21 protein-coding genes and 2 pseudogenes are annotated in these 26,625 nt (G+C 34.5%); 2 read left to right on the top strand and 21 right to left on the bottom strand.

Annotation, left to right across the window (positions count from 1 at the left end; genetic code table 11):
• Positions 1-54 precede the first annotated feature (54 nt).
• The 13 genes and pseudogenes from ACODS7_RS17175 to ACODS7_RS17235 form a co-directional block, all read right to left on the bottom strand.
• Positions 55-648 (bottom strand): annotated as a pseudogene (locus ACODS7_RS17175) (transporter); the annotation flags it as partial.
• Between the two features lie 235 nt (positions 649-883).
• The gene (locus tag ACODS7_RS17180) at positions 884-2,119 is read right to left on the bottom strand and encodes a sensor histidine kinase (RefSeq protein WP_142333782.1); all 1,236 of its coding nucleotides are present in this window, start codon (positions 2,117-2,119) and stop codon (positions 884-886) included.
• 11 nt (positions 2,120-2,130) lie between these two features.
• Complete coding sequence (locus tag ACODS7_RS17185) at positions 2,131-2,802, bottom strand: response regulator transcription factor (protein WP_016083590.1); 672 nt, start codon at positions 2,800-2,802, stop codon at positions 2,131-2,133.
• Between the two features lie 212 nt (positions 2,803-3,014).
• On the bottom strand, positions 3,015-3,719 hold the full coding sequence (locus ACODS7_RS17190) for a metallophosphoesterase family protein (RefSeq protein WP_016083591.1): 705 nt from the start codon (positions 3,717-3,719) through the stop codon (positions 3,015-3,017).
• Positions 3,720-4,212: 493 nt separating this feature from the next.
• On the bottom strand, positions 4,213-5,589 hold the full coding sequence (locus ACODS7_RS17195; RefSeq protein WP_016083592.1) for an ABC transporter substrate-binding protein: 1,377 nt from the start codon (positions 5,587-5,589) through the stop codon (positions 4,213-4,215).
• Positions 5,590-5,610: 21 nt separating this feature from the next.
• A complete protein-coding gene (locus ACODS7_RS17200; protein ID WP_000635948.1) occupies positions 5,611-6,432 on the bottom strand; it encodes a carbohydrate ABC transporter permease in 822 nt (273 codons plus the stop codon).
• Complete coding sequence (locus ACODS7_RS17205) at positions 6,429-7,361, bottom strand: carbohydrate ABC transporter permease (protein WP_016083593.1); 933 nt, start codon at positions 7,359-7,361, stop codon at positions 6,429-6,431. The genes ACODS7_RS17200 and ACODS7_RS17205 overlap by 4 nt, the downstream gene beginning before the upstream one ends.
• A complete protein-coding gene (locus ACODS7_RS17210) occupies positions 7,361-8,458 on the bottom strand; it encodes an ABC transporter ATP-binding protein (RefSeq protein WP_043935546.1) in 1,098 nt (365 codons plus the stop codon). The genes ACODS7_RS17205 and ACODS7_RS17210 overlap by 1 nt, the downstream gene beginning before the upstream one ends.
• Positions 8,455-9,021, bottom strand: coding sequence for a glycerol-3-phosphate responsive antiterminator (locus ACODS7_RS17215; RefSeq protein WP_029441524.1), 567 nt, complete (start codon positions 9,019-9,021; stop codon positions 8,455-8,457). Before ACODS7_RS17215 ends, ACODS7_RS17210 begins: the two co-directional genes overlap by 4 nt.
• Before the next feature lie 308 nt (positions 9,022-9,329).
• Complete coding sequence (locus ACODS7_RS17220) at positions 9,330-10,010, bottom strand: GNAT family N-acetyltransferase (RefSeq protein WP_098629101.1); 681 nt, start codon at positions 10,008-10,010, stop codon at positions 9,330-9,332.
• 151 nt (positions 10,011-10,161) lie between these two features.
• Entirely contained in the window at positions 10,162-11,031 is an 870-nt protein-coding gene (locus ACODS7_RS17225; RefSeq protein WP_000287334.1) for an ankyrin repeat domain-containing protein, read from the bottom strand.
• A gap of 381 nt (positions 11,032-11,412) precedes the next feature.
• On the bottom strand, positions 11,413-11,916 hold the full coding sequence (locus ACODS7_RS17230; protein WP_016083598.1) for a nitrous oxide reductase accessory protein NosL: 504 nt from the start codon (positions 11,914-11,916) through the stop codon (positions 11,413-11,415).
• Positions 11,917-12,051: 135 nt separating this feature from the next.
• On the bottom strand, positions 12,052-12,306 hold the full coding sequence (locus ACODS7_RS17235) for a hypothetical protein (protein WP_000857376.1): 255 nt from the start codon (positions 12,304-12,306) through the stop codon (positions 12,052-12,054).
• Between the two features lie 254 nt (positions 12,307-12,560).
• Between ACODS7_RS17235 and ACODS7_RS17240 the strand changes: the two genes are divergently transcribed.
• Positions 12,561-13,865 (top strand): CitMHS family transporter, encoded by a 1,305-nt coding sequence (locus tag ACODS7_RS17240; RefSeq protein ID WP_016083599.1) that lies wholly within the window; start codon positions 12,561-12,563, stop codon positions 13,863-13,865.
• Positions 13,866-13,911: 46 nt separating this feature from the next.
• Here the strand turns inward: ACODS7_RS17240 and ACODS7_RS17245 are convergent, their stop codons facing one another.
• From ACODS7_RS17245 to colA, 7 genes and pseudogenes are all read right to left on the bottom strand, one after another.
• On the bottom strand, positions 13,912-14,604 hold the full coding sequence (locus ACODS7_RS17245) for a response regulator (RefSeq protein ID WP_016083600.1): 693 nt from the start codon (positions 14,602-14,604) through the stop codon (positions 13,912-13,914).
• A 2-nt stretch (positions 14,605-14,606) separates the two neighbouring features.
• Positions 14,607-16,214, bottom strand: coding sequence for an ATP-binding protein (locus ACODS7_RS17250; RefSeq protein ID WP_043935549.1), 1,608 nt, complete (start codon positions 16,212-16,214; stop codon positions 14,607-14,609).
• A 144-nt stretch (positions 16,215-16,358) separates the two neighbouring features.
• On the bottom strand, positions 16,359-17,306 hold the full coding sequence (locus ACODS7_RS17255; RefSeq protein ID WP_372584488.1) for a methyl-accepting chemotaxis protein: 948 nt from the start codon (positions 17,304-17,306) through the stop codon (positions 16,359-16,361).
• Positions 17,301-18,335: pseudogene (locus ACODS7_RS17260) on the bottom strand (HAMP domain-containing protein); the annotation flags it as partial. The gene ACODS7_RS17255 and the pseudogene ACODS7_RS17260, both read right to left, overlap by 6 nt.
• Before the next feature lie 248 nt (positions 18,336-18,583).
• Positions 18,584-20,158 carry a flotillin lipid rafts scaffold protein FloT gene (floT, locus tag ACODS7_RS17265; protein WP_243168220.1) on the bottom strand — a complete coding sequence of 525 codons (1,575 nt, stop codon included), beginning with the start codon at positions 20,156-20,158 and terminating at the stop codon, positions 18,584-18,586.
• Positions 20,159-20,170: 12 nt separating this feature from the next.
• Positions 20,171-20,719 (bottom strand): NfeD family protein, encoded by a 549-nt coding sequence (locus ACODS7_RS17270; protein WP_016083604.1) that lies wholly within the window; start codon positions 20,717-20,719, stop codon positions 20,171-20,173.
• A 246-nt stretch (positions 20,720-20,965) separates the two neighbouring features.
• A complete protein-coding gene (gene colA, locus ACODS7_RS17275; protein WP_098630221.1) occupies positions 20,966-23,863 on the bottom strand; it encodes a collagenase ColA in 2,898 nt (965 codons plus the stop codon).
• A gap of 246 nt (positions 23,864-24,109) precedes the next feature.
• Here colA and opuD point away from each other — a divergent pair, with 246 nt between their 5' ends.
• A complete protein-coding gene (gene opuD, locus ACODS7_RS17280; protein ID WP_048565108.1) occupies positions 24,110-25,660 on the top strand; it encodes a glycine betaine transporter OpuD in 1,551 nt (516 codons plus the stop codon).
• A gap of 101 nt (positions 25,661-25,761) precedes the next feature.
• Here the strand turns inward: opuD and ACODS7_RS17285 are convergent, their stop codons facing one another.
• Positions 25,762-26,625 carry a GNAT family N-acetyltransferase gene (locus tag ACODS7_RS17285; protein ID WP_048565109.1) on the bottom strand — a complete coding sequence of 288 codons (864 nt, stop codon included), beginning with the start codon at positions 26,623-26,625 and terminating at the stop codon, positions 25,762-25,764.

Below are 26,625 nucleotides of genomic sequence, written 5' to 3' on the forward strand. Positions count from 1 at the left end.
GAATGGAAAACATGTATTTGGCATGCCTTTTTTCCTAATTAAGCTGAGTAGTTACTTTTTTGCTTCTTCCTGTACTTTTTGTTCGTACACTTCTTGTGCTAACTCTTCAATTTCTTTTCCTTTTTGAGAGATGTCTAACTTCCCTGCTGCTTCTCTTACTTTAGTCCCATAAATTTCTTCCGCGATGTCTTCAATTTCTTTTCCATTTGTTGCAATACCTAATTTATCTGCTTCATCTTTAATTTTAATCGTATTAATTTGAGTAATTAAATCTACAATTGATGTATTCTCTATCGATATGCCTAGCTTTAACGCTTCTTGCTTCACTTTTGTTTCATAGATTTCTTCAGACAGAGTTCCAACATCTTTTCCTTCAATCGAGATGCCTAACTGCTCTGCTTCTCTTCCTACTTCTGTTTCATGAATTTCTTTTTCTAGCGTAATTTGTTCTTTTCCTTCCGTTTCAATACCTAGTTTCTCCGCTTTTTCTTCTGTATTCACCGCATGTATCTTTCCATTGTTTAATTGTTCTTTACTGCGCTGTGTGTAATCTGTCTTTCCTTTTGATGTTTCAGAAGGAGAGGCACCCCCTAATATGCTTAAACTCATTACTCCAATAGTGAATACCGTCATCATTTTCTTTTTCAAAATTAATTCCTCCCTCTTACACTTTCTTTTCCATCATTCCCATAATTTTTTTAATACTATACATACATCTCATCGCTGCTTGAAATAACATTATGATCGATAAAATTCACTCACGTACACCTCTATAATCTCTTCTTCACGTAATGAATTTTCTTTATGCCATACATAATATAAATAGTTTCTTAACTTTATCTAAAAAAAAGACGACCTTGTAAAAACAAGATCGTCTTCTTACTTATATTCTTTGATTTTTAGGGAAAATCACTTCAAAGCAAGTTCCATCTCTCCATTTGCTCTCTACTGATATTTTTCCATAATGCTTTTCTACAATCCAATTTGCAATTGAAAGACCTAATCCAGCTCCTTCTGACGTACTTCTTGCTTTATCCCCTTGATAAAAACGATCAAATAATTTCGGAATATCTTCTTCTTTCACTCCTATCCCGTTATCCTTCACCTGTATACGAATTGCACTACTCGTTTGCGTGCAATCAATTTGAATATGCCCGCCTTCTTTTGTATACTTCATCGCATTATCTAACAGTATGACCATCATTTGATGAATCCGCTCTCTATCCCCCATAAAAGATACGTCACTTTCTACTTTTAGTAACATCTCTTTTTCTTGATAAGAAGCAATCTCTTTATATGGGGCTACTATTTCTTCTAACAATTTATCAAGTTCAAATGTTTTCTTATCCATCTCAATTTGATTAGAATCAGAACGTGCTAGCAATAATAAATTACTAACGAGTTTCGATAACCGCCTACATTCTTTTGAAATTGTAGAAATATCCATCGCTTTTTCTTCTATCGTAGCGGATGGTGACTGGAATAAAACATCCGTTTTTGATTGAATAACTGCAAGTGGTGTCCTGAGTTCATGTGATGCATCAGAAACGAATTGCTGCTGTTTCTCCCATGAATTTTGAATAGGTACAAGTGCTCTACCAGCTAGGAAAAAGCCGATACCTATCGCACAGAGGCTTCCTATGCTACAACCTATAACAAGGATTAAAAATAAAGTATTTAACATTCTTTCTTCCGCTGTTATATCTCGCACGATTTGAACTATTTCTCCATCTTTTTGAAGCGAAAATACTCTAAAATATCGTCCTTGTACTTCAATATCTTGTAACTCCTCTAAATTTTTTGGAGAAAACTTTTCCAAATTCTCTTCAAAAATAGAACGGAATTTACGGTTATCGCCCTCTATTTTCACTATTTTTCCATTCCAAGTTATTCTAGTTACTCGCGGATCTCCAATTTGGATATTCTCCATGCGTTTTCTTGGTGGTATTTTAACATCTAATTTTTCTCTATACTGAGCCAACATTTTTATAGATTGATCCACTTCATTATAAATACGCTTATATGTGTATGAATAAATAATACTACCTAATATACCTATTAATAGGATAAATACTAATGAATTCACTATAGTCAAACGAATGCGTGTCTTTTGAAACATACTTCCCTTTTTCATTGTTCTTTTAATATATATCCAATACCTCGAACGGTTTGAATATCTTTCTGATAACCGAATGGTTCTAATTTTTTACGTAAATGATGCACATACACTTCTACAATCGCTACTGTCGTATCTGAATCAAATCCCCAAACACGATCAAAAATTTGTTCACGCATTAAAATCTTCCCGCTATTTTGAATGAGGTACTCTAGTAGCTCATATTGTTTCAATGTCAACTTAATACTTTTTCCATCTACTTGAACGTCTTTATCTTTTCCGAACAATTCAATCCCTTTATAACGAATCGTTTGCTGCGTTGTTAAACTACCACTTCTGCGTAGTAAAGCGCGAATTCTCGCTTTTAATTCGGGAGCCTGAAATGGCTTAACGATATAGTCATCTCCACCAAAGTCCAATCCCTTCACCCGATCTTCTAAAGAATCTCTCGCTGTCAAAAACAGGACTGGTGTTTCAATCTTTTCATCACGTATTTTTTGAATTACTTCAAATCCGTCCATCCCTGGCATCATCACATCCAGCAAAATTGCATCATATATATTTTGAAGCGCTAAAAACAATCCATCTTCTCCATTTATTGCTGTATCTACTTCAAATTCATCACGCAAAATTTGTACGATAGACTCTAGTAACGAAGCATTATCTTCTACTACAAGTAAGCGCATACTGTCACCTTCCATCATATAGTTCAATTCTATTTATTATTACGTTTCTTCTCTTCGTAACAAAAGAATGTAGTTACATTACGTAATTTCATTTTCAACTATTTTCTTCTGAAGTTTTGCTTTATATAAAATTTTGAAGTTTTATTATAAAAGCTTTGTCTTAAATTTACCTTAATAAAAAATTGAAAGAAATAAGATTCCTCTTATCTCTTTCAATTTTTTATTACATATACCTTTTTACTCGGCAACTCCAAACAATTTAGCTGACCACCATACACAGCCCCGCCATCAATTCCAATAATACGATTACTACCAAAATACACTCCGCAATCCTCACTACCATGAAGCGTTTTTGTTTCCGTATGCCCAAATATAACAACCTTTTCACCGCTATATCCATTATGAAATTCATTACGGATCCACATTAACGTATATGGTTCAGATTCAGAAACTCGTTTCATCGGCTCAACCCCAGCATGTACAAATATATACTCTTCTGTTTCAATGTAATGATCTAATTCTTGAATAAACTTTATATGTTCCTCTAATACACGAGATTGTAAAATCGGTTTTGAGAAGTCTTTCTCATTAACCGCAATATCTTCTTCTACAAATCCATAGCTATATAATGTCTTATCTCCACCATTTCTTTTTACCCAATGGTTCCATGAACGTTCCTCATTTGTCGTTAACGCTTTAATCATCATATCTTCATGATTTCCTTTTAAAATGAGTGCTCCCTCTTCTTTCAATTCTCTTACCTTTTCAATTACAGCACGCGCATTTGGACCACGATCTACATAATCTCCCAGTAATATTAATTGATCCTGTTTCGCATCATATTGAGCTTCTTCCAATAACTGTTCGAACTTTTCTATCTCTCCATGAATATCACTAATAACAAGAATTCTTTTCATATTATCCCCCCTCTTTCTAATTATAGTTCAAAACGACAGAAAGTTCAGAATCGCAATCCCGAATCATATTTATCCCACATTAATGGGCCGTAAAAGCCCGATTGGCGAGGGCTGATAATCAGTGGGAGATGAAGAATCCCCACTGATTAAAGTTTCACTTTATTACAAACTAAACTATTATCCTTACAACACTGTAAGTCTCTTGTCATCCAATTCGATGGTTGTAATTACTGTATTTCCTTATACTGAAAGTAAGAAATGAAACAAAAACAAGGAGAGATGAGAGATGAAAAAAGTAATAGAAGTTATAGTAGCGGTAGTAGAGGTTTTCATAAATGGTAAACAAGTCGCAATGGAGTTAAATAAATAATGAAAAAGACAACATTCATTCTAGACCCTTTACTCATATAAAAGAGATAAGACTTCATTATTTCTTTGATCCCTTATCTCCCTATAAAGAAAGCCGTATCCCTTTTAAGGATACGGCTTTCTCTTATTTTTGACTCGTACGAGCTGAAATACTAATTGCTCTATCTGTTGCTTTGGCAGCTTCATCTAAAGCTTCTTTACTATTCTTCCCGTCATACATCGCTTCTAATGCTTTTACAACTGCATCTCGTGATTCTGGGAATACACTAATTAAAGCACCTTGTGTTGCTGAAGATTGCTTCGTCGCTTGCAGTTGCTCTACTGTTACTTTCAACTGTGGATATTTTTCATATTGCTCTTTTACTAAAGGTTCATTATATGCATCTGGATTAATTGAGAAATAGCCTGTTGCAGTATGCCATTTTGCTTGTACGTCTGGCTTCGTTAAATATTTCATAAAGTCCCAAGCACCTTGTTGCGTTTCTTCTGAAACCATATTCGTCATCCATAATGATGCTCCACCAATAACAACACCATTTTGTTTCGAATCCTCTGGATATGGAATATATGAAACTCCTACATTAAACTTAGATGCATCAATTAAATCACGAACACCTGCTGAAGAATCTAAATACATAGCAACTTGTCCAGACTGGAACGCAGCACGAATATCATCCCAACTTGCTCCATACTTTCCAAGTGCGCCAGCTTTATTTAGATCATCTAACATTCCAAATACTTTCTGTCCTTCTTTACCGTTAAATACCGCCTTCTTTGCAGCATCTTTACGGCCGTTTTCGTTATCTACATATAAAGCACCTTGTGTCGCTAACAATTCTTCAAAGAACCAACCATAGTTAAGCATGGAGAATCCATATTGTTTTACATTTCCACCTTCTTTAATCGTTAACTTCTTCGCTGCTTCTTGTAATTCCGCATATGTTTTCGGAGCTTTCTCTGGATCTAAGCCCGCCTTTGCAAAAGCATCTTTATTATAAATTAATACTGGTGTAGATGAATTAAATGGCATAGAATACATTTTTCCATCAACTGAATAATAATTTGTAATTGCTTTTTCTAATTTTGACGTATCGTACTTATCTTTTTTTATCCAACTATCAATTGGTGTGATTTTTTTGCTATCAATCATATATTTCGTTGTAATTTCACTCGATTGAACAAGAGCTGGCGCTTCTTTCGTTGCAGACATCGTTCTAAATTTTGTTAAAGACTCTTCATATGTCCCTTGGAACTCTGCCTTTATCTCGTATTTATTTTGTGACTTATTATAGTCTGCAACAAGACCATCTAGTACACCTTGTGTTTTTCCACCCATCGCATGCCAGAAGCGAATTACAGTTTTATCACTATTTTTTTCAACTGGTGCTACTTTTGCCTGCGCTTCAGGTTTTCCCTCTGTTTTACTATTTGAACAAGCGGCACTAGATAATGCCATTGTTGCTGCCATTAATAGAGCAGCACCTTTTTTTACTAAACTCATTTTAAGCTCACCTTCTCTTAGTTATTTAATTGCACCTTTTGTTAATCCTTGTTGTAATTGTTTTTGTCCTAAAAATAGTAAAATCAATGTTGGAATAACGATAACCGTCACACCGGCCATTACGCTTCCCCAATCAGTTGCAACTTCTTGTGACTGAAGCTGCTTCACACCAATTTGCACTGTTCTTACTTTTTCATCAGTGGTCACTAAAAGTGGCCATAAATACATATTCCATGTTGTTAAAAAGCTATATACTCCAAGCGTAATAAAACTCGTTTTACAATACGGAATTACAACGCTGAATAAAAACCTTACATTTCCAATCCCTTCAATAAAAGCAGCTTCTTTCAGTTCATTCGGAAGTGTCATAAAATGTTGACGTAGTAAGAAAATACCGAAAGCTGTTGCAAAAAACGGCACTGTCATCCCAGCGAAACTATTGATCCAGCCAAAGTTTTGAATCGTTAAAAAGTTAGGCACCATCGTTGCTTCCCACGGAATAAGCATCGTTGAAATAAACAGGAAGAAAATTAAATTTCTCCCTTTAAACTGAAGAAAAACAAAAGCATACGCCGCTAAGCTTGATACGATAAGTTGTCCAATCATAACGACTGTCGATACAATTAAACTGTTATATAAGTATGTAAAAAGCGGTACTTTTTGAAAAATATTAATGAAATTATCAAAAGTAAATTGAGTTGGAAATAACCTTCTCATTTGAATATCGTCTGGTGTCATAAAGCTTATTAAAAACGCATACAGTACAGGAAAAAACACCATTACTGCACTAATTATGAGCAGCATGTATAATAGGAAATTTTGCTTCCACTGTTTAACAATCATTTATAATGCACCTTTCTCTCAGCAAACTTAAATTGAAGTAATGTAGCAATGAAAATGAAAACAAATAATACCATCGCTTGTGCGCTTGCTGTTCCAAATTGATGATTCACAAACGCCTCTTTGTAAATCGAGTACACAATTAAATTCGTTGCATCATTCGGTCCACCGTGCGTTAAAATATCAATTTGTCCAAAGCTTTGGAACGCACTAATTAACGTTACTGTTACAATAAAGAATAAAGTTGGCGATAGCATCGGTAATGTAACACGGCGAAGCTTATATAAATAACTAGCACCATCTATAGATGCACTCTCATATAAAGACGTATCGATATTTTGTAAACCACCTAATATAACTAAAAATGCAAATCCTGTATTCACCCAAACTGTTGTAACTGATACAGAGAATAGTGCCCAGTCCGGACTCGTTAACCACGCGATTGCAGGAAGATTCATAGAGGCTAATATATTATTAAATAATCCTACACTTGGATGAAATAAAAATAGCCAAATCACTGCACTAGCAGCTACTGATATTCCCATCGTCGAAGAAAACAGAACTCGGAATAACCCAATACCTCTTACCTTTCCATTTGCAATCAATGCAAGAAACAAAGCAAATATAATACTCGTAGGCACTGTATATAAAACAAATAGTAAAGTTGATTTTATACTTTTGTAGAAAGCTGGATCAGAGAATAAATATTGATAATTTTCTAAGCCAACGAAAAGATTAGCTTCTCCATGTATATCGGTTAAATAAAAACTATAGTAAATCGTCCTAAACAATGGATAGAACAAAAAAATCGAAAATAGCAAAATAGATGGCGCCAAAAACAATAATCCTATTCTTAAATCTTTCGTTCTCCCCCATAATTTTTTCTTTTTTGACACCTTTGTTTGAACTGGTAACTTACTTACTTCGATCATTATTTCGCCACCACTTTCAACTCTTCTTCAGCTACCACTTTTAAGCGTTCATTCGTGTTTTCGTTAAAGAAGCATAACTTTTCTTGCGAGAATAATAATTTTACTTTATCACCTTTGTTCAAGAGTAACTGTCCGATGACTTTCGCACTCCAAGTTGTTCCATTTACCGCAAAGTTTAATATAGATTCATTCCCTAATACTTCTACAGATTGCAGCGTCACTGCTTGTCCTTCCTCAGACAGTTCAATATGCTCAGGACGCATGCCTATACGAATTATTCCTTCTGGTAATTGCTTTAACTGTCCAATAGATAACGGAATTTGCAATTGCCCTATATGTAATACACCTTTTTCTTTATCCACTTCTCCATCATTTATATTCATAGAAGGAGAACCTATAAAACTTGCAACAAATTCGTTTGCTGGTTCGTTATATATGTCAAGTGGTGTTCCAACTTGCTGTATACTTCCTTTATTTAAAACCATGATACGATCTCCCATAGTCATCGCTTCTATTTGATCGTGGGTAACGTAAATCATCGTAATTCCTAATCGCTGCTGAATTTCTCTAATTTCAATCCTCATTTGCGCACGTAATTTCGCATCTAAATTCGAAAGTGGTTCATCCATTAAACAGATTGGTGCTTGACTCACGATCGCTCTAGCAAGCGCAACACGCTGTCTTTGTCCGCCTGATAATTGACCTGGTTTCATTTTCACATACTCTTTCAGTCCTACCATTTCAATCGCTTCCATTAATCGCTTTTGTCGCTCTTCTTTTTGTACTTTTCTTACCTTAAGTCCAAATAAAATATTTTCTTCTACAGATAAGTGTGGATATAATGCATAATTTTGAAATACCATTGATAGATTACGGTCTTTCGGCTCTAGATCATTTGCAACACGTTCATTAATAATCAAATCTCCCGAAGAAATCTCTTCTAAGCCAGCGATCATGCGTAATAATGTGCTTTTCCCGCATCCCGAAGGTCCAACTAAAACAAAAAATTCGCCCTTCTTAATATGAACCGATACGCCTTTAACCGCTGTCTCTTCTGCATTTTTATATACCTTTGAAACATTTTTCAATTCAATCACAAGGTTGCACTCCTTTTTTCTTTATGTATCCATACTTCATAATGACTTGTTGAAATCGCACTTGCTCCTGCACGAATTGCAATTTCCGCATCTTCTCGCGTTTGAATCAGCCCGCCTGCAATAATAGGAAATTCTATTTCCTCTGCTAGCTGTTTAATTATAGAAGGCATAATCCCTGGCATAATCTCTACTGCATTTGGTTTAGTCGTTTTACAATTTTCAATTGATTTAGTAAGGGATAAAGTATCTACAATAAAAATACGTTGAATTGTTTTCAATCCAATTTTATTAGCATTTCGAATTGTCGAACCCTTTGTTGAAATAATACCTTGTGCCCCGATAACATCTTGAATATACAAAAGCGCTTCCTCTGTATTCGTATTTAAGCCTTGTATAAAATCACAATGAAGAAATACATCATGTCCATGTTTCTGCAATTCATATACACGCTCTGGTAATTCCAGCATTGAACCAGTCATAAGAAAAACTGTTTTCGGCAATTTTTTGTATGCTTTGTATCCTTCCCAATCTTTTATCATCGCAATATAAGGTTCTTTAAACATTTATTCCACCTAACTGTTCTATTTTTATCAAAACTAAAAACACCTACTTACATAGAACGCCTTTCTCCTTATTTGAACTCTAGGGAATAGAGCACACCTAAGAAAGTGGCACATTATATGTAAGTGGGTGTTCTCAAATGTTCTCTACCCTAGTTATTTTGTTACCTTTACTATATTACGCATTTATTAAGTCAGTTTTGATAGATTGTTAATTAGGTGTTAACCGAATGTTAATATTCACCATATCACCATTTACAATAATCTATATATTTGAATGCAAACAAATAGAACGAAACAATACTTAAAATTCAATCAATATGTAAATTCATTCCATAGTTAATAAGTTTTAGTTTGCTTGCCACTGCTTGCGAAGCAAAGTTATCCCAAGCAGTACTATAAAGTGGAATGCGCTTTTCCTCTTGTATTGATAAGGCCCAGGCTGTAACAACATCAGTACCATACCCATTCCCTTGAAATTCCGCTAAAGTTTCCACACTTGCCTCAGCAGCTACGGGCGTACTTCTGGCACTGCAACAAATGGAAACTACCTTTTCATTTTTTACAATTGCAAAATAAGGTTGCCTCCATTCCATCTGTTCTATTAGATTAGGAAAATTTTCTCGCAAAAGCTCTTTATTCTTCTCAGTTATTTGTATTGTTCTAGTCGGCTTATGTAAAGTATTAGGGAACATGAAAGCAGGACCCATCCAAATATTTCCCACTGTTCTTTCTTCATTTAATACATTAATAATCTTTGCTATCTCTATATACTTTGAAGGTTCTCGAATTAACTTCTCAATCTTACTTACCGTTTCATCATCCACATTACAATGATATCTCGTTATACTCCCTTCACGAGTTCTGCCAAGAAAAAAACGTGGTGCTTTCGGATTTCCTTGTTCATTTACATATTTCATTTTTCCTACTTGATTATGAACAAATAAAACCTCTACCTGAATTACTATTAAATCAAATTCTGAGAGACTCATTTATACCCTCCTTATTTACTCCATATACCATCTATTCATAATCTATTTTTCATGTTCAAAACAAAAATCCCATTCAAATACACATTACTGAATCCATCATACTAACTGATTTCTTCATTCTGTCTATCTAAATGGGATTATTTTTCGTTTTTTACTCTACTGGTTGTTGTGGCTGTACTACTTCATTTGCTCCAGCTACCCTCAACATATTTACAATATCTTTAAAACCTCTTTTTTCAGCGTATTGCAGTGGCGTCAGATGTTCCTTGTTAGCCATATTTACATCTGCACCGTGATCAATAAGCAATTGAATTACTTTCTTATGGTTTTCACTACCATTTCCTAATACAATTGCTTCTAATAGCGCTGTTCCACCACGTTCATTTTTATAATTCACATCAATATCTGTATGCTCTAATAATTCTTTAACAACCTCTACATGGCCACGCTCAGATGCAGAAATAAGTGCTGTTCCACCTGACTTAGTCGTTTCTTTCGTATTAACTCCTGCATTAATTAATACTTTTACAATATCCGTATATCCTTCTCTACTTGCATAAAGAAGTGGATTACTTTTTTTCTCATCTTTAATTTCAATATTAGCACCTGCACCAATTAATGCTTTAACTGTCTCTACATGATTTTGGTACGTCGCTGCAAGGACAGGCGTTTCTCCGTTGTCACCTTCTACGTTTATATTCGCTCCATCCTGAATCAACTTCATAGCTGTCTCTGTGTCTCCAAGAGTAGCTGAAAGTAACAACTGTTTGTCCATTAAATTTATACTTTTCTCTTCTTTAGATTCTTCCTGTTCTTTATGCTTCTCTTTTTTCTTTTCATTTTTCACATGAACCGGTTTCGATTCTGGTTCTTCTTGCTTATCACAAGCCACTACCGTCATTAAAAGTCCTAATAAAATACATAATAAAATTTTTTGTTTTCTCACAACTACAGCTCCTATGAAAGATAATGTTTTCTTAACCATTCCTCCATCACATACAATAACTCTTCTTGAGTACATTTATCCATAAGCCCTTTAGATTCCTTCTTTAATCGGATTATCTTAAGCTTATACTATGTTTCTCAACCTATTGGAATGATACGCCTGATGGTCCCATCATTAACATTATGAAGCAATTAGTTTAGCACGTTTTTACCGCATTTGTATACATTTCTAAAAAGTACATAAAGTGAAACTTTAATCAGTGGGGGTTTTGTTCATCCACCACTGATTATTAGTTGAACCAGGTGGGGGTCTTACTGCCCGTTAATGCGGGATAAATGATTGCTTTAAGTTACTATATTCCATTGTAACCGTTCTTCTAAAAATTTTACACCTTTTCTATATTTGCACCTGAGTAATAATAGAAAAAGACAACTATATAGTTGTCTTTTTCTATTATTAATGATGTCCACCATGATTTCCTGCTTTCGGTTTCCCCATCATCTCTTTATTCATTTCCCATTTGTGCTCTGCTAACTCTTTATACGAAAGAATTTTCCCCTTATAGTTAGATACAAAGCTCTCTGCATCTTTTTTATTTTTGAATGAAATGACATTATAAGCCATCGGTGTCGTTATTGTTTTATCATATACGTAAGTAGCGTCTTCTAACGAAATCCAATCTTTCGAATCATAATCTCGGACAAATTTCTCTTTCGTCTTTTCATCTGAGTTGATCTCCATCCATTTATACATACAACCAATATCATCAAACTTTAACGCTTTTCCATTTTCTAAAATAATTTCTGTTGCAAATTGATTATCTGTTACCCCAATTTGGCAAATATCACATTTATCATGTTTCTCATCAATGGCAACACCTGCTGTTTCCTTTTTCCCACACCCGACTACTGTAAATATGAAACATAAACATATAGCAAGTACGACATATTTTACTTTCATCAATATTCCTCCCTAGAAACCGTATACTCCATGAAAAGAATACCAAAAGGTTGTGTGAGATTTGTGAAAAAACAATGTGCTTTTTGTAATATAGGAAATAAAAAAAGATGTGTAGTTATTTCTACACATCTCTCATCACTCACAACCTGTAATTAATAAATCATCTTCTAATTTAACTAATAATGTATCCGCACTAATTTCCTGTCCAACTTCTACATTTACCAATCTTATATTTCCACTAATCCCGACTGCAATTTTTTTTAGCTCACCGTCATTTTTTCGGATCATCAGTAATTTTTCCCATTCATATACGTAAGAAGATTCATTAATAAAAATCTCCTCTACTTTTCCTTCATAAGAGCTATAAATCTCTTCTATTCTCGTTTTCATATAACATCTACTCCCTATTTCACACTTCACTATTTTCATCTTATTCTACCATTCTTACGAGGAGCGGCTTACTTTTTAAAAATTCAAATTAACTACCGTGAACAAAATGAACAAAATAAAAATTATGCTTCTAATGATGTTATTTTTCAAATTATTTACCATTTGAATAGATGCTTTTATTATAAATAAAAAACCTTTTTCTGAATTTTTATTCTATTTTGAAAGCGCAATCATTCTTTTGAGGGGGAAATTACATGTTAGCACTACTTGGATTTGCGATGGTATTTGTCTTTATGTTTTTAATTATGACGAAACGTATGTCAGCACTAGTAGCCTTAATATTAATTCCGAGTGTTTTTGCAGTAATTGGCGGATTCTATGCCAATATGGGGCCTATGATGTTAGAGGGGATTCAAAAATTAGCACCTACTGGTATTATGCTTATGTTCGCTATTTTATATTTTGGAATTATGATTGATAGCGGTTTATTCGATCCTGTCATTAGTAAGATTTTAAAATTTGTAAAAGGAGATCCTTTAAAAATCGTTGTCGGAACGGCTATATTGACTATTATCGTTTCTCTAGATGGTGATGGTACAACAACATACATGATTACAGTTTCCGCAATGTATCCACTATATAAGCGCCTTGGAATGAACCCCCTCATATTAGCTGGAGTTGTTATGTTAGGGGCAGGAGTAACAAACCTTACACCTTGGGGTGGACCCACAGCTCGTGTTATGAGCGCACTTGGACTTGAGGCTTCCGAATTATTTACACCTCTTATTCCAGGAATGATTGCTGGTGCAATTTGGGTTATTCTCGTTGCCTACTATCTTGGAAAAAAAGAAAGAAAACGTTTAGGTATTATGGATGTACAGTATTTAAAACAAATGCAAACAATGGATGAGCAAGCTGCAACTGTCGAAGCCGCAGCGCATAAACGTCCTAAACTTCTATGGATTAACTTTTTATTAACTGCTACATTACTTGTCTGTCTCATACTAGAAGTTATGCCGTTACCTGTTTTATTTACAGTCGCTTTTGCTATTGCTGTTATGATTAACTATCCAAACTTAGAGCAACAGAAAGAACGTATTGCTTCTCATGCAGGGAATGTATTAGCAGTTGTTTCTCTCGTATTTGCTGCCGGTATTTTCACTGGTATTTTATCTGGAACAAAAATGGTAGATGCAATGGCTAACAGTGTAGTAACTCTTATACCAGATGCACTTGGACCACAACTACCAATTATTACAGCACTTCTCAGTATGCCATTCACATTTTTCATGTCTAATGATGCATTTTACTTCGGGGTATTACCTATCTTGACGAAAGCTGCTGCTACTTACGGAATTAGTGCAGCTGAAATGGGACGCGCTTCCTTACTTGGGCAACCCGTTCACTTATTAAGTCCGCTTGTCGCTTCCACTTATTTATTGGTTGGAATGGCCAAAGTTGATTTCGGTGAACATCAACGCTTCACTTTATTGTGGGCCGTTGGAACGACAATGGTTATGTTAATTACCGGAATTGTAATTGGGATTATTCCAATATAAGATGCAAAAAAACAGTAGAAGAAATAAAATCCTCTACTGTTTTTTATTATGAAGAAGCAAGAAAATAACGTCTCTCCGGTCTCCCAACACTTCCATATATTAGCTCTGCGTGGACTTTCTTCCCAGATATCAAATACTCTAAATAGCGCCTTGCCGTTGATCGGCTTACTCCAATCATTGAGCTTAACATTTCTGCTGTAATCCCTTCTTCATTAACTGTTAACATATGCTTTTTTACTTTCGCTAAAGTATAAGGATCTATCCCTTTCGGGGCATATTCTATTTGATCTCCCTTCACACCTCTTTGAGACCATAAATATTCAATTTGTTCCGTAGATAATTGATTGTTCTTCTTTAACTGTATAATCTTTTTTTGATAGCCTTCTAGACTTGCTTTAAATCGATCAAACATTAGTGGCTTTACGATATAATCTGTTACTCCGCCCCGCAGGGCGTGCCTCACTACATCTGTTTCCGATGCCGCTGTAATCATAATAATATCTGTATCGTGCAAATGATGCCTAATATATGTGACAAGTTCCGTTCCTTGCATATCAGGTAAGTACACATCTAATAAAACAAGCTGTGGCTTCACAAGCTCTAGCCATTCTTTCGCTTGTTCTCCAGTCGTTGCCGTTCCAATTACTTTAAATCCCTCAATTTTTTCAGTAAAACGACGATGAATGTCAGCAATCCGAATATCATCTTCTACAATTAATACTTCAATCTCCTCACCCATTACTATTCGCCTCTCTCTTTCGGTAGTGCAATAATAAATAACGCACCACCTAAATCCCCTTTTTCAATTGCAATACTTCCATTTAAATCTTCTACTAACTCTTTCACTTTTGCTAATCCATATCCTCGCTCTCCTCCTTCTTTCGTCGAAAAGCCTTTATAGAATATGCTAGTAATTATTTCATCATGAATCCCTTGCCCTGAATCTTCCACTTCAATTAATATTTCTTCTCCAATATCAGTTACAAACATCCTTACTTTCTTATCATTCTCTTCATTTTTTTCAATTGCTTCAAATGCATTCGTAATTAAATTTCCTAAAATAGAAACGACATAATTACTCTCAATATGTGGACTTAATTTGTCTAAACCACTTTCTCTATCTAGCATAAAATCAATCTTCAACTCTCGTGCTCTATTATAAAATCCAATTAAAATTCCACCTAGCCATGGATTTTGAATCCGCTTCATAATAAATTGAACAAAATCTTGATATACCGCTGTTTCCTTATGAATAAGCTCTAAAGCATCTTCGTATGATTCTAATTGGATAAGACCTGAAAGCGTATACATTAAATTGTTATATTCGTGCGTTTGCGCTCGTAATGCCTCTGTATATTGCTTCGTCTGAGATAATTCTGCTGTTAACTGATCCATTTCAGATTTCAAACGTAAGCTCGATACAACGCCAGTTACTTTATTCTTTACTTTAATAGGTAGACGGTTCGCAATAACAGCCTGTCCTTTTATATTTAATTGGCGATCAAACTGTTCTTCACCAGTTTGAAGTACATCTAATATCGTTGAATTAGGAATTACATTTAAAATAAATTCCCCAATAATATTTTGTTGTTTATCTAGCGAAAGAATATCATAAGCTGCTTGATTTACTAAACTAATCCTGCCATTTTTATCGATTACAATAATCCCTTCACGTACAGATTGAATCACTGTACTATGCTCTTCATATAAAGATGAAATTTCTTCTGGTTCCATCCCGAACATCATTCTTTTTATACTTGCCGCTAAATATATAGAGCCGATTATCCCAATTAAAAGACCTATTATTGTAATCCAAAATACCCGCTTTCCATACACTTCTACTGCTCCATGAATATCAGCCATTGAAAATCCAACAGACACCACACCAATGATTTCATTTTCCTGATTACGGATTGGAACTTTTCCGCGTAATGAAGGGCCTAATGATCCAGTTGCTTTCGAAACATATGATTTTCCTTCTAATAAAACGCCTTTGTTATCTCCACCAATCATCGCTTCTCCTATTTTATCTCGCTCAGGATGTGCATATCGAATCCCCTCTTTATTTCCAACTACAATAAAGTCAGCCTCTGTATCAATTCGAATTTTTTCTGCGATTGGCTGAATAATAGAAGCTGGATTTTCTTTTTGAAAAGCTTCCTGAATTTCTGGTATCGCGGCAACTGTTTTCGCAACATGCAAGGCCCGTTTACCAATTTGCTCTTCTACCGTTTCAGATAATATGTAATAAAATAAATAACTCGTTAGCATAAGTACAACTAAAATAAGTGTACTAATAGTTAATGTAATTCTCGGTTGGAGTTTTAATTTTTTAAATTTCAAAACCATTCCCCTAACATGATTAAAGATAGAATTTAAAGAAAATACAGTTTTTTATTATCATAACACGGTTACTATATATTTCTTTCTTTTTTATCTTCATAAAAAAAGAAACGAAGCATAAGTACTACTTCGTTTCTTAACAGTTTATTATTATATTTTAAACTTACCAATCATCTCTTGTAATTCTTCTGCCATTTGTGATAAATGGACTGCTGCTGCATTTATTTCATCTACTGAAGCTAATTGTTCCTCAGAGGAACCAGCAATATTTTGAACACTTGCGGCATTTTCTTCAATCGTAGCTGCAATTTCATTAATAGATGCACTTACTTGTTTTGCATCTACCGTCATTTGTTTTGCTACATCTACCATGCTATCAATTTGTACAACTGTATCATTTGTAGACTTCAATATTTCGACAAAGCTTTGCTTCGTTTCATTTGCAACTACAAGTCCTGATTGTACTTCTGCTCCAACTTGATTCATAGAGCTTACTGTTTCTTTTATATCAAATTGAATCTCTTTCACTAGTTTCCCAATTTCCGTAGAAGACTGTCCTGATTGTTCTGCTAGCTTTCGCACTTCATCTGCTACAATTGCAAATCCTCTACCTTGCTCTCCAGCTCTTGCAGCCTCAATTGCCGCATTTAACGCTAATAAATTTGTCTGTTCTGCAATATGTTGAATTACTTCAAGGATTGCTCCAATTTGTTTCGACTTATCATCTAACAAACCAATGATTTTGTCTGACTGTGAAACAGACTCATGAATTAATTGCATTTGATTCACAGTTTGTTCAACTAACTTCCCACCATTTTCAGCTTTTTTCTTCGTATACATAGAGGCTGTAGATACTAATGAAGAACTATCTGCAACACGCTGAATTCCTTCTGTAACTTCTTCTAACAATGTTGCTCCTTCTTCAACTTCTTTCGTTTGTATTTCTGCACCACTTGATACTTGCTCTATAGCCTGTGTAATTTGTTCCGTTGCTTCGCTTGTCTGCTTCATACTAGCTGTTAATTCTTCTGAAGATGCCGCTACATGACTTGCTGAAGTGTTTATATTGGAAATGACACTTTGTAACGATGCAGCCATCTCGTTAAAACTTTCTCCTAGCTGTCCAATTTCATCTTTAGAATGAACTGTAATTGATTCTGTTAAATCACCTTCACTAATCTTCTTCGATGATATGACAAGTTGTTTTAACGGTTTAATAATAGACGCAATTATGAAGTAAATTACAATCCCACCGATTATTAGTGAAATTCCAAGAACAGTTATTGTTTTATAGAAAATAGGTTCAGCCGCTTCGATAATTTCTTTGGAAGGCATAATTCCTGCTATTTTCCATCCAGTTTTCTTATTCGTTTTAAAAGTGATATTGCGATCTTCACCATCTAATGAATAATGAAAATCCCCAGCTTCCTGTTTATACAATTCTTTACTAAGTTTCTCTTCTAATTTCTCTCCTGGCTTCATTTTCGGGTGCGCTACTACATTTTTATCTTGATCAAATATCGCTACATATCCTTCCTTACCGATATTAACCATCTTGGAAGTAGTAACAATATCATTAATGATTAAGTCAATCCCAAGAACTCCACTTTTATCCTCGTTTTGTTTTGCTAGTGTAATAACAATATTCCCTGTCGTTTTTGACTTATATGGAGCAGTTACAATTACTTCTCCGCTTTTCTTCACTGCCTCTTTATACCAATCTCTTTCTGTAGGATTATATCCATCTGGCATCTGAATAGCTGGTGATTGAATGAACTGTCCATTACTAGATCCTGTATAGATTGCTTCCATTTCTGGATGTAGTTTGTTGTATTCTTCTAGTTTATTTTGTATGTTTTGAATTTGATCTGCTTGGTAACTTGATTGTGTGAATAATTTCGTAAAATAAGTTGCATCTATTTTTTTACTATCCAATTCCTTATTAATTACATTATCCAAAATTTTTATATTATCTTTCGCCGAGTTTAAAATTGTTTCATTAAAATTCTTCTTCGCTTGTTGATAAGACGTCCAACCAATTACAATACTTGGAAGAATTAAAATAATAATAAATGATACAAGTAACTTTGTTTTTAAACTACTACTCCTTAATTTCCCTTGAAACATACTTCTACCCCTCCATACCGTTTTAAATGTAATTAATTAACATTTAATCTTTCTATAAAAATAATACGATTTAAATGTATCGATGAGACTCTCTATCTTTTTATAGATCTAAAGAATTGATACATATCTTTTTCATTCTATATAAATTAAATAATTAAAACAATGTATAAAAATGTATATTATTCGAAATATTATAATTCATAGGAGAACCTCTAGTATTTCAATTACTAGAGGTTCTTTCCACCTTATTATTCTTTATCTTTTTCTACTTCTTTTTTCCCATCTTCTACTACAGATACAACAGGTTTATCGCTTGATAATTGTTGTACCGCTCCTTTTCCTGCAAATCCTTCTAATAGCTCTTTTAAGTCAATGCCAGAAGAAGCTTTTAACGTTTCTTGCATCGTTGCCATTAAATCAGTCGCATAACCCGCGACTTTTCCGGCCCCGCTATTTTTACCACCGCCGCCTGTATCAACAACTGTAATTTTATCAATATTGCTAAGTGGGCTTGCAATTTCTTTCGCATAACTTGGAAGCATTTTAAGAACCATATCCATAATCGCGGCTTGCCCATATAATTCAAACGCCTCTGCGATTTTTTGCTTCGCTTCTGCTTCTGCCAAACCTTTTAACCTAATAACATCTGCTTCCGCTGTACCTTGTGCTTTTTGTACTTCTGCCTTTGCTTGACCTTGCGCTTTTTCAATTTCCGCCTTCGCTAAACCTTCTACACGCACTTCTTCTGCACGAGCTCTTGCTTCAGCTTCAATCTTATATTGATCCGCATCTGCCTTCTTAATTTGTTTTACTTTTTCTGCTTCCGCTGATTGCTCAACAGCATAGCGATCTGCATCGGCTTTTTTCTTAACTTCTGCATCATATTGCTTTTCACGACGCGCAATCTCTTTTTCTTCTAATTCAATTTGTTTCTCACGCTCAATGATTTTAACGCGCATTTGCTCTTCTGTAACACCTTGTTGTGCTTTCGCTTGTTGTAATTCGTAAGAAAGATCCGCATCTGCACGTGCTTGCTCTTGTTCCCTCTTATAGGACTGTACTTTTAATTCTTTATGTTTTTCAGCTTCAGCGATCTGTGCATCACGTTGATATTCTGCTTCTTTTGCTTCTTTTTCTGCACGTGCTTTTTCAATACGTGCTTCTTTTTCACGCTCTGCGTTCGCAATTGTTGCATCACGCTTAACTGTCGCAATTTGTGGCTGACCAAGCGCATCTAAGTATCCATTTTTATCCATTATTTCTTTAATTGTGAAGGAAACAATGCGAAGTCCCATCTTCTTTAAATCTGTAGAAGCTACTTCATGTACCTTTTGAGCAAATTGCTCTCTATTACTATACGCATCTTCTACTGTCATAGAAGATAAGATAGCACGGAGATGCCCTTCTAAAACTTCTTTTGCTTCTATTTTTAACTCTTCTGTTTCTTTTCCTAAATATTGTTCAGCTGCCGTGGAAACTTCTTCAATTGTTGATCCCACTTTAATAATAGAAACACCGTTTACTGTGATCGGTACACCTTGTTTCGTATACGTATCACGTGTACCAACTTCTAATTTATAGTTTAATAAGCTTAAAGGCTCTGCTCTTTGCATAATTGGAACTACGAAAGTACCGCCCCCACGAATAATCTTAATCTTCTTTCCATCATCAGTGGTAACTACATTCTTTCCTCCACCAAGCCAGTTCCCTGTAACAATTAACGCTTCATCCGGACCAACCGTACGATACTTCGTAATAAATACTAAAATGAGTAGAATTAAAATTGCGAGTAAAACTCCACCGATAATTAATGGAATCGTCATGTAAATTCCCCCTTATAATTTTGGTTTCTTTAAAGAATAAGCGATGTTTTGTACAAGTAAAACACCATCTTGGACTCCCTCGATAATAACCTCTGTTCCTTGCGAAATATCTTTTTTTCCAACTGTTTTAGCTGGGATTGCATTACTTCCAAATTGGGATGAAATTAATACTTCACCAAATCCTTCTGTAGGAATTGTCGTAATGACTTCTCCTTTGCAACCGATAAATTCATCCATACGTTGTACGGTATTTTGTTCTGCTTCTGCAATCGGCTTTAAAATTAATATTTTCATTATAAATACACCAATAAAGGATATAGCACATGCAGCCCCGAAAATAAGAATGCTATTAAAGGAAAATAAATATTCTCCTATATAACTAAGTCCACATAACATGGCGAAAAAACTAAGTAATAAAGTAACAACGGATACAGATCCGCCCCCAAAACTAAATATCGATTCAAATATATCTCCAAAGAAGATATAAATAACAGTGAGTATAGTAGCAATAATAAATCCATATAAATAAATTGTTTCAAGTGGATAACCAAACAAGACCATTTCTTATCCCCCTTTCTTAAACAATCCCTTTTTTGTTATGTGTATGCCCCACCTCTTTCAAAGATTATCGTTCTTAATTTTCAGTTATTTACCCTTTAAAGAAAAGCCTGTAAGACAGGCCTCTAAAAAAGAACAGGAGAAACCTATTGTGACAGGCTCCTCCTAGAAAATAACCGATATATTATATATCTATATAATATACTATTTTCCACAAAAAGTAAAGTTAAACATACATTGGAAAAGAACTTATTTTACCGACAATTCGTATGTTCCATCGCCATTATCATATTTATATACATACAAGTAATACTTACCTGGTTTTGCATTAAATTTTGCTTCTATACGGTTCCCATTAGCTTGACCGTAAGCCGCATAATTTTGCATATCTGATTCATGGTGAAGTACCCATGTCATCCCAATTCCATACTCATTTAAAACAGAAATGTCGATATCTTTCGCTGATGCTACATTAAATGTATAAACATCAGTGTGGTCCCCGCCAATAAGACTACCTTTTATAGTACTATTTAGCCCGATACGATTTGCTTCCTCTGGACGATTATTTGGTTCTGATTCTGTTAAACTTCCATCTTTAATCGTAACAGTTGTTTCGCTTCTGCTCTCTTTTCCCTTATCATCTTTTACTCTTAACGATACTTTATAAGAACCTTCTCTTTCATATACATGTACTGGATTCACTTCTGCACTTGTGCTTCCATCTCCAAATTCCCATAAATAAGAAGCAATTTTTCCATCTTCATCGTTTGAGCCATCACTTTTAAATTGAATTCCCTCTTTTACAAGACCACTATAAGGGCCATTTATATTAACCGTTGGAGCTTTATTTTCTCCATCATCTTTTGCGATTCCATGGAAGACTACATCATATTCAAATTCATTTGAGCTATTCACACGATAATTGACGAAGTATGCTGTAACAGTTTTGTAGCCACTCCATTCTTTTTGCGCCAATTGTTCTAAAGATTCATTTACTCTTTTACTCATCGCTTTCCAATCTTCTGATTCACCTTTTGTGACACTACCTGTATACGTACCTTCTAATGTAAATGTATTAAAGAATTGAGAATTATGTTTTGTCATTTTTGTATCTTTCATAGGCAACGTATCACTAATTTCTTTCTTCACCGCTGCTAACGACTTCGTTGCATGTTCAGCTAAATAATCATCAGCTACTTCTGGTACAGTGTATGTATCTTGCTTATCAATTAACTGCTGCATATACTCTTGATACTCTTTATTTAACTTAGGATCTTTACTTAGATTTTCACGATATGCATCATAATTTTTTACGTCATTCGCACGAATCAAATCTTGAATTTTATCAAATGTTTCAAACTGATGCGTATATAAGTAAGACTGCAATGCGAACGAGTAATTATAGAAATCCCAAGAACCGTATTTAGCAAATAGTGTACGCTCTGCTGTATAACGGCTTGCAGGATCAGATGATAATCCGCTAATTATACTCTTTCTTGGTACAACGTTATTCGTACGAGTAGATCCTGCGAAAAACTCTGCATTTCCTTCTTGGAACCAAGTTAGCCTTTCATTTTGATACATATCTCCTCTTCCAAATAAACCAGGAACTTCATATCTCCCTTGCAGATAATGAGTAAATTCATGACGGAATAACTCTTCTAAACTATAAATACTTTGCTCTGGTGTACGCTCATATGTAAAGAATGTACCTGTCTCTTCAATATAAATTCCACCGTTGTTTGTTTCATATCCATACAATTGTCTATTTAACTGATATTCATCTGGACTATTATAAATTACGATCGTTAATACATCATCCGCATTTCCTGGCTCTAACGCTTTGTCATTTCCAATTACACGGTGATACTGTGCCTTTACTTCCTTCGCAGCCCAATATAGTCTCTTAATTTTTTCTTCTGATACTTTATCTCCTGTTTTGAACACAATTGATCCATCGTCGAATGTGTACGTTTTTGGTAAGTATTGCTCTTTTCCTTCTTTACGTATTTTCTCTAAATCTACTGTATTCCCGCTATAATCTTTACCATTATAATTTGTTGTAATTTGTTCTACTGCAACAAAATACGGTTCACTTAAGCGCGGGTACATATGCATTGCTTGTGTAACAACCTCTAATCCTTTATTCGGATTGCTATGAAATTTCCCTAAACGGCTAGCAAAATAAATGCCATTATTAACGAGCCATTTATTTTCTGGCGTTACTTCATTTAGAAGAGCAATACGATTTATTTCATTAATAAACCCATCTATTTTTCCATACCACATCGTTTCATTCGCTTCTTTACGAGCCTCAGTTAAGTACGACTGTATATCATAGTCAATACCTTGCATAATATCGTATATTGCTTGTCCCTTCATTCGATCATTTACATAAGTAGTATAATTATCATTGTATTGCTTTAAAATATTCGATGCGTATTGAACCGTTTCAACATCGCTTGAAGCATTACTAATTAATTTACCGTATGCAGATACGACTGTATCTTGTTCAACTGTACCAAGCTTAAAGTTTGGATTTTTTGCGATTGCTTTTAAAGCAGGTAAACATTTATCCTGGAAGCTTCTTTCATTTAAGTCGCTTAATTCACTATTATAAAATGCAAGATAAAAAGCTGAACGCAACACTTCAGTAAACGTTTGAATTCCTTTTGAATCATCTTTCGTAAATGAACTACCTCTATGAGCTAATTCATCTATAATGACTTGCATTTTTCCTTTATCTTTATAAAAAGCCTTTGCATCTTCATTAAACTGGAATAAGTCTGTAATTTGGTGCCACTTAATACTGCCTAACGTTTCAACTAATTCTTGATCATTCATTTTGTTTAAATCAGCCATTGAATAGCTGTCTTTAACTTGCTTTACTGCAGCTTTCTTCGTAATAGATGCTGGTCGCTGTGAAAAATCTCCTACTTTTAAACGTTCTTGAAATGATAAAGTTTCATCCACTTTTGAAATATGTCCAACTTCATCTACCGGCTTTTCAATTCCAACCGGTTTCGTTTTCAACACGTTATATGGTACTTTTTCTTCCGCTGCTGCATGAGTTTGAAGTGCCCCTAACGATAAAGCCATTGTACTAATGCTAAGCATCACTTTATTGATCTTTGATTTCTTGTTCATATCCTTGCCCCCTATTTTAATATTCCATTCAAGAATTTAACATAAAATCTGGATGTAACAATATAAAATGCAATATTTCATATTATTTCTTCCTATAATTTGTACATATCGTGAACGCATTGCTCTTTACCTCCCTAAAACAAATTACATCCTTTCACGTTATAAAAAGGGAATTTTTTGACAATTAAAAACTTAATTGTTATGATTATTATAATTGTTAACTTTATTAAATAAGGGTGGGATTCTATGATAAAAAAAGAAAACAGTGTATTTTATATCTCCTTCTTGCTAACAACATTATTCATTATATGGGGAATTACCCCAGCAAGTTGGATACAAGGCTACGATTTACAAAGTGTTACATCTTCTTTAAACTCATTTATCCTCAATAAATTTGGGTGGTTTTACTCTCTACTTATGACTACAATGATTATTTTGGCTGCTTATTTAGCATTTTCTAAGTACGGTTCTATTCGTCTTGGTAAAGATGGAGAAAAGCCAAAATATAATTATCCATCTTGGCTATCCATGTTGTTTGGGGCAGGAATGGGAATTGGACTCCTCTTTTATGGAATCGCTGAACCGATTTCACATTTTACAGATCCATTAACAGGAAAAGCAGGTACAGAAGAAAGCGCCAAACTCGCTATGCAATATTCATTTTTCCACTGGGGACTCTTTCCGTGGTCACTATACGCAATGGTCGCTTTAACAATTGCATATTTCACATTCCGCAAACAAAAAGGTAGCACTATCGGGGCTACAGTTACTCCATTATTTAATCGATCGAAAAATTCTCGTATCGGAAAAACAGTTGATATTTTAGCTGTTTTAGCCACAGTGTTTGGCATTGTACCATCTGTTGGGATTGGTGCTCAACAAATTGCTGGAGGATTAAGCTATTTATTCCCTTCCATTCATAACACTTTACTTACCCAGCTCGTACTTATAGCTATCTTCGCTGTTTTATATTTAACAAGTGCACAAACTGGCTTAGATCGTGGGATTAAATATTTGAGTAACTTGAATTTCTCTCTTGCAGGTATTTTACTCATCTCTTTCTTACTTTTAGGACCAACTGTATTTATTATGAAATATTTCACATCTACACTCGGTTCTTATATCGGCGGTTTACCTAGTATGGGATTAAATTTAGGAGCATTTAGTGAAAAATCTTCTTCTTGGATTGAAAACTGGACTATTTTCTATTGGGGATGGTGGATCTCTTGGTCTCCATTCGTCGGCACATTTATCGCACGTATTTCTAAAGGGCGTACAATAAAAGAATTTATTTTTGGAGTTGTATTAGTCCCAACTCTTATCTGTACATTTTGGTTTGCAGTATTTGGTGGTACCGCAATTCATATGGAAATGTTCCAATCGCTTGGAATAGCTGATGAAATTGCAAAAAATGGTACAGAGATTGGATTATTTGCTGTTATTTCACATCTACCATTCTCTACATTTTTAACGATTATCGGGTTAATTTTAGTAGCCACATTTTTCGTTACTTCTGCTGATTCAGCAACATTTGTTGTTTCCATGCAAACGAGTAACGGAAGCTTATCACCGAAAAATAGTTTAAAACTTATATGGGGATTAACAATCGCAATCATTGCAGCTCTTTTATTACAAGCTGGAGGATTAAATGCACTACAAATTGCAGCTATAATCGCAGCACTACCATTTTCTATCGTAGTCGTTCTTATGGTCATTTCGCTCTTTAAGGAGCTGCGAAAAGAAGATGTTAATTTGCAAACAAAAGAAGTATCTCAAAAAATAAAAAAGGTTATGTAACGATTAGCACCTCAAATTACTTCTGAATCCGTAACAACTGAGGGAAAAGTAGATTAATAAAACCCATTCGTATGAAATATAATTTTCATACGAATGGGTTTTCACTCTATTATATAGTGTTGTAAACATGCCTTCTCCTCAAATCCTACTTTCTTGTACAATTTCATCGCACGATCATTATTCGTATTCAAACATAATTCTATCTCCTTCATTCCTTGGAAGGAAATAATATACTGAATTGCCTTTTGTAATAACCGCTCTCCGACACCTTTTCTTCTACTATTTTCAGCGGTTGCAATAAATTCGATATTCGCTTCTTGAAACTCTGGATTTACTTCCACATATACATAACCTTCTAACTTATCATTCTTCATACTTACAAATAATTTATTCGTCTTACTTAAACGTTCAATAATTTCGTTTCCGTCATAATACGTATTAGAAAACACATGATTGTGTAAAGCGATAAACTGCTCAAACACTTGTGGTAAAGCCTCTTCTACATTACATATAATACGGTGCTCCACAATATTATTTAAAACGAGAATACTATGTCGACCTTGTTCTTTTGCATGTAAATTCCTCATTAAACGGGCACAATTATTATTTTCCACATGATAAAAACCATAAAATCTCTCAATATGAAAAGGCACCTTTTCTATAAGTTCCTTCCACATATGTAAAGCAACTTCTTCCCAATTCTCTGCGATAATAAACGGTCCCCATATCTCTGCACATTTCTTTACTTCATCCACATCAAATCCTAATAAACCTATTAAATTATTATTCTCATAAGTAGCAACAAAAGATTGTTCCCAGCCTATATCTGAAAAATCATGAATAATTGTCTGTAACAACTCCTCTTTCTCATCTCCACAATAGCCAACATGATGAGTAGCATCTTTATTCATATTCGCAATAAATGCTGCCACCTCTTCAATTTTCAAAATAGAACTGACATACAT

The organism is Bacillus sp. FG16 (genome assembly GCF_057809515.1).

Excerpts from the sequence above, each read along its gene's own strand:
- ACODS7_RS17215 (WP_029441524.1), bottom strand. The coding sequence starts at position 9,021 with ATGTTTAAAGAACCTTATATTGCGATGATAAAAGATTGGGAAGGATAC.
- ACODS7_RS17245 (WP_016083600.1), bottom strand. The coding sequence starts at position 14,604 with ATGGGTGAGGAGATTGAAGTATTAATTGTAGAAGATGATATTCGGATT.
- ACODS7_RS17180 (WP_142333782.1), bottom strand. The coding sequence starts at position 2,119 with ATGTTTCAAAAGACACGCATTCGTTTGACTATAGTGAATTCATTAGTA.
- ACODS7_RS17240 (WP_016083599.1), top strand. The coding sequence starts at position 12,561 with ATGTTAGCACTACTTGGATTTGCGATGGTATTTGTCTTTATGTTTTTA.
- ACODS7_RS17285 (WP_048565109.1), bottom strand. The coding sequence starts at position 26,625 with ATGTATGTCAGTTCTATTTTGAAAATTGAAGAGGTGGCAGCATTTATT.
- ACODS7_RS17220 (WP_098629101.1), bottom strand. The coding sequence starts at position 10,010 with ATGAGTCTCTCAGAATTTGATTTAATAGTAATTCAGGTAGAGGTTTTA.
- ACODS7_RS17225 (WP_000287334.1), bottom strand. The coding sequence starts at position 11,031 with ATGTACTCAAGAAGAGTTATTGTATGTGATGGAGGAATGGTTAAGAAA.
- ACODS7_RS17235 (WP_000857376.1), bottom strand. The coding sequence starts at position 12,306 with ATGAAAACGAGAATAGAAGAGATTTATAGCTCTTATGAAGGAAAAGTA.
- ACODS7_RS17270 (WP_016083604.1), bottom strand. The coding sequence starts at position 20,719 with ATGGTCTTGTTTGGTTATCCACTTGAAACAATTTATTTATATGGATTT.
- ACODS7_RS17250 (WP_043935549.1), bottom strand. The coding sequence starts at position 16,214 with ATGGTTTTGAAATTTAAAAAATTAAAACTCCAACCGAGAATTACATTA.
- ACODS7_RS17230 (WP_016083598.1), bottom strand. The coding sequence starts at position 11,916 with ATGAAAGTAAAATATGTCGTACTTGCTATATGTTTATGTTTCATATTT.
- opuD (WP_048565108.1), top strand. The coding sequence starts at position 24,110 with ATGATAAAAAAAGAAAACAGTGTATTTTATATCTCCTTCTTGCTAACA.
- colA (WP_098630221.1), bottom strand. The coding sequence starts at position 23,863 with ATGAACAAGAAATCAAAGATCAATAAAGTGATGCTTAGCATTAGTACA.
- ACODS7_RS17185 (WP_016083590.1), bottom strand. The coding sequence starts at position 2,802 with ATGCGCTTACTTGTAGTAGAAGATAATGCTTCGTTACTAGAGTCTATC.
- ACODS7_RS17195 (WP_016083592.1), bottom strand. The coding sequence starts at position 5,589 with ATGAGTTTAGTAAAAAAAGGTGCTGCTCTATTAATGGCAGCAACAATG.
- ACODS7_RS17200 (WP_000635948.1), bottom strand. The coding sequence starts at position 6,432 with ATGATTGTTAAACAGTGGAAGCAAAATTTCCTATTATACATGCTGCTC.
- ACODS7_RS17205 (WP_016083593.1), bottom strand. The coding sequence starts at position 7,361 with ATGATCGAAGTAAGTAAGTTACCAGTTCAAACAAAGGTGTCAAAAAAG.
- ACODS7_RS17255 (WP_372584488.1), bottom strand. The coding sequence starts at position 17,306 with ATGGCTGCATCGTTACAAAGTGTCATTTCCAATATAAACACTTCAGCA.
- floT (WP_243168220.1), bottom strand. The coding sequence starts at position 20,158 with ATGACGATTCCATTAATTATCGGTGGAGTTTTACTCGCAATTTTAATT.
- ACODS7_RS17190 (WP_016083591.1), bottom strand. The coding sequence starts at position 3,719 with ATGAAAAGAATTCTTGTTATTAGTGATATTCATGGAGAGATAGAAAAG.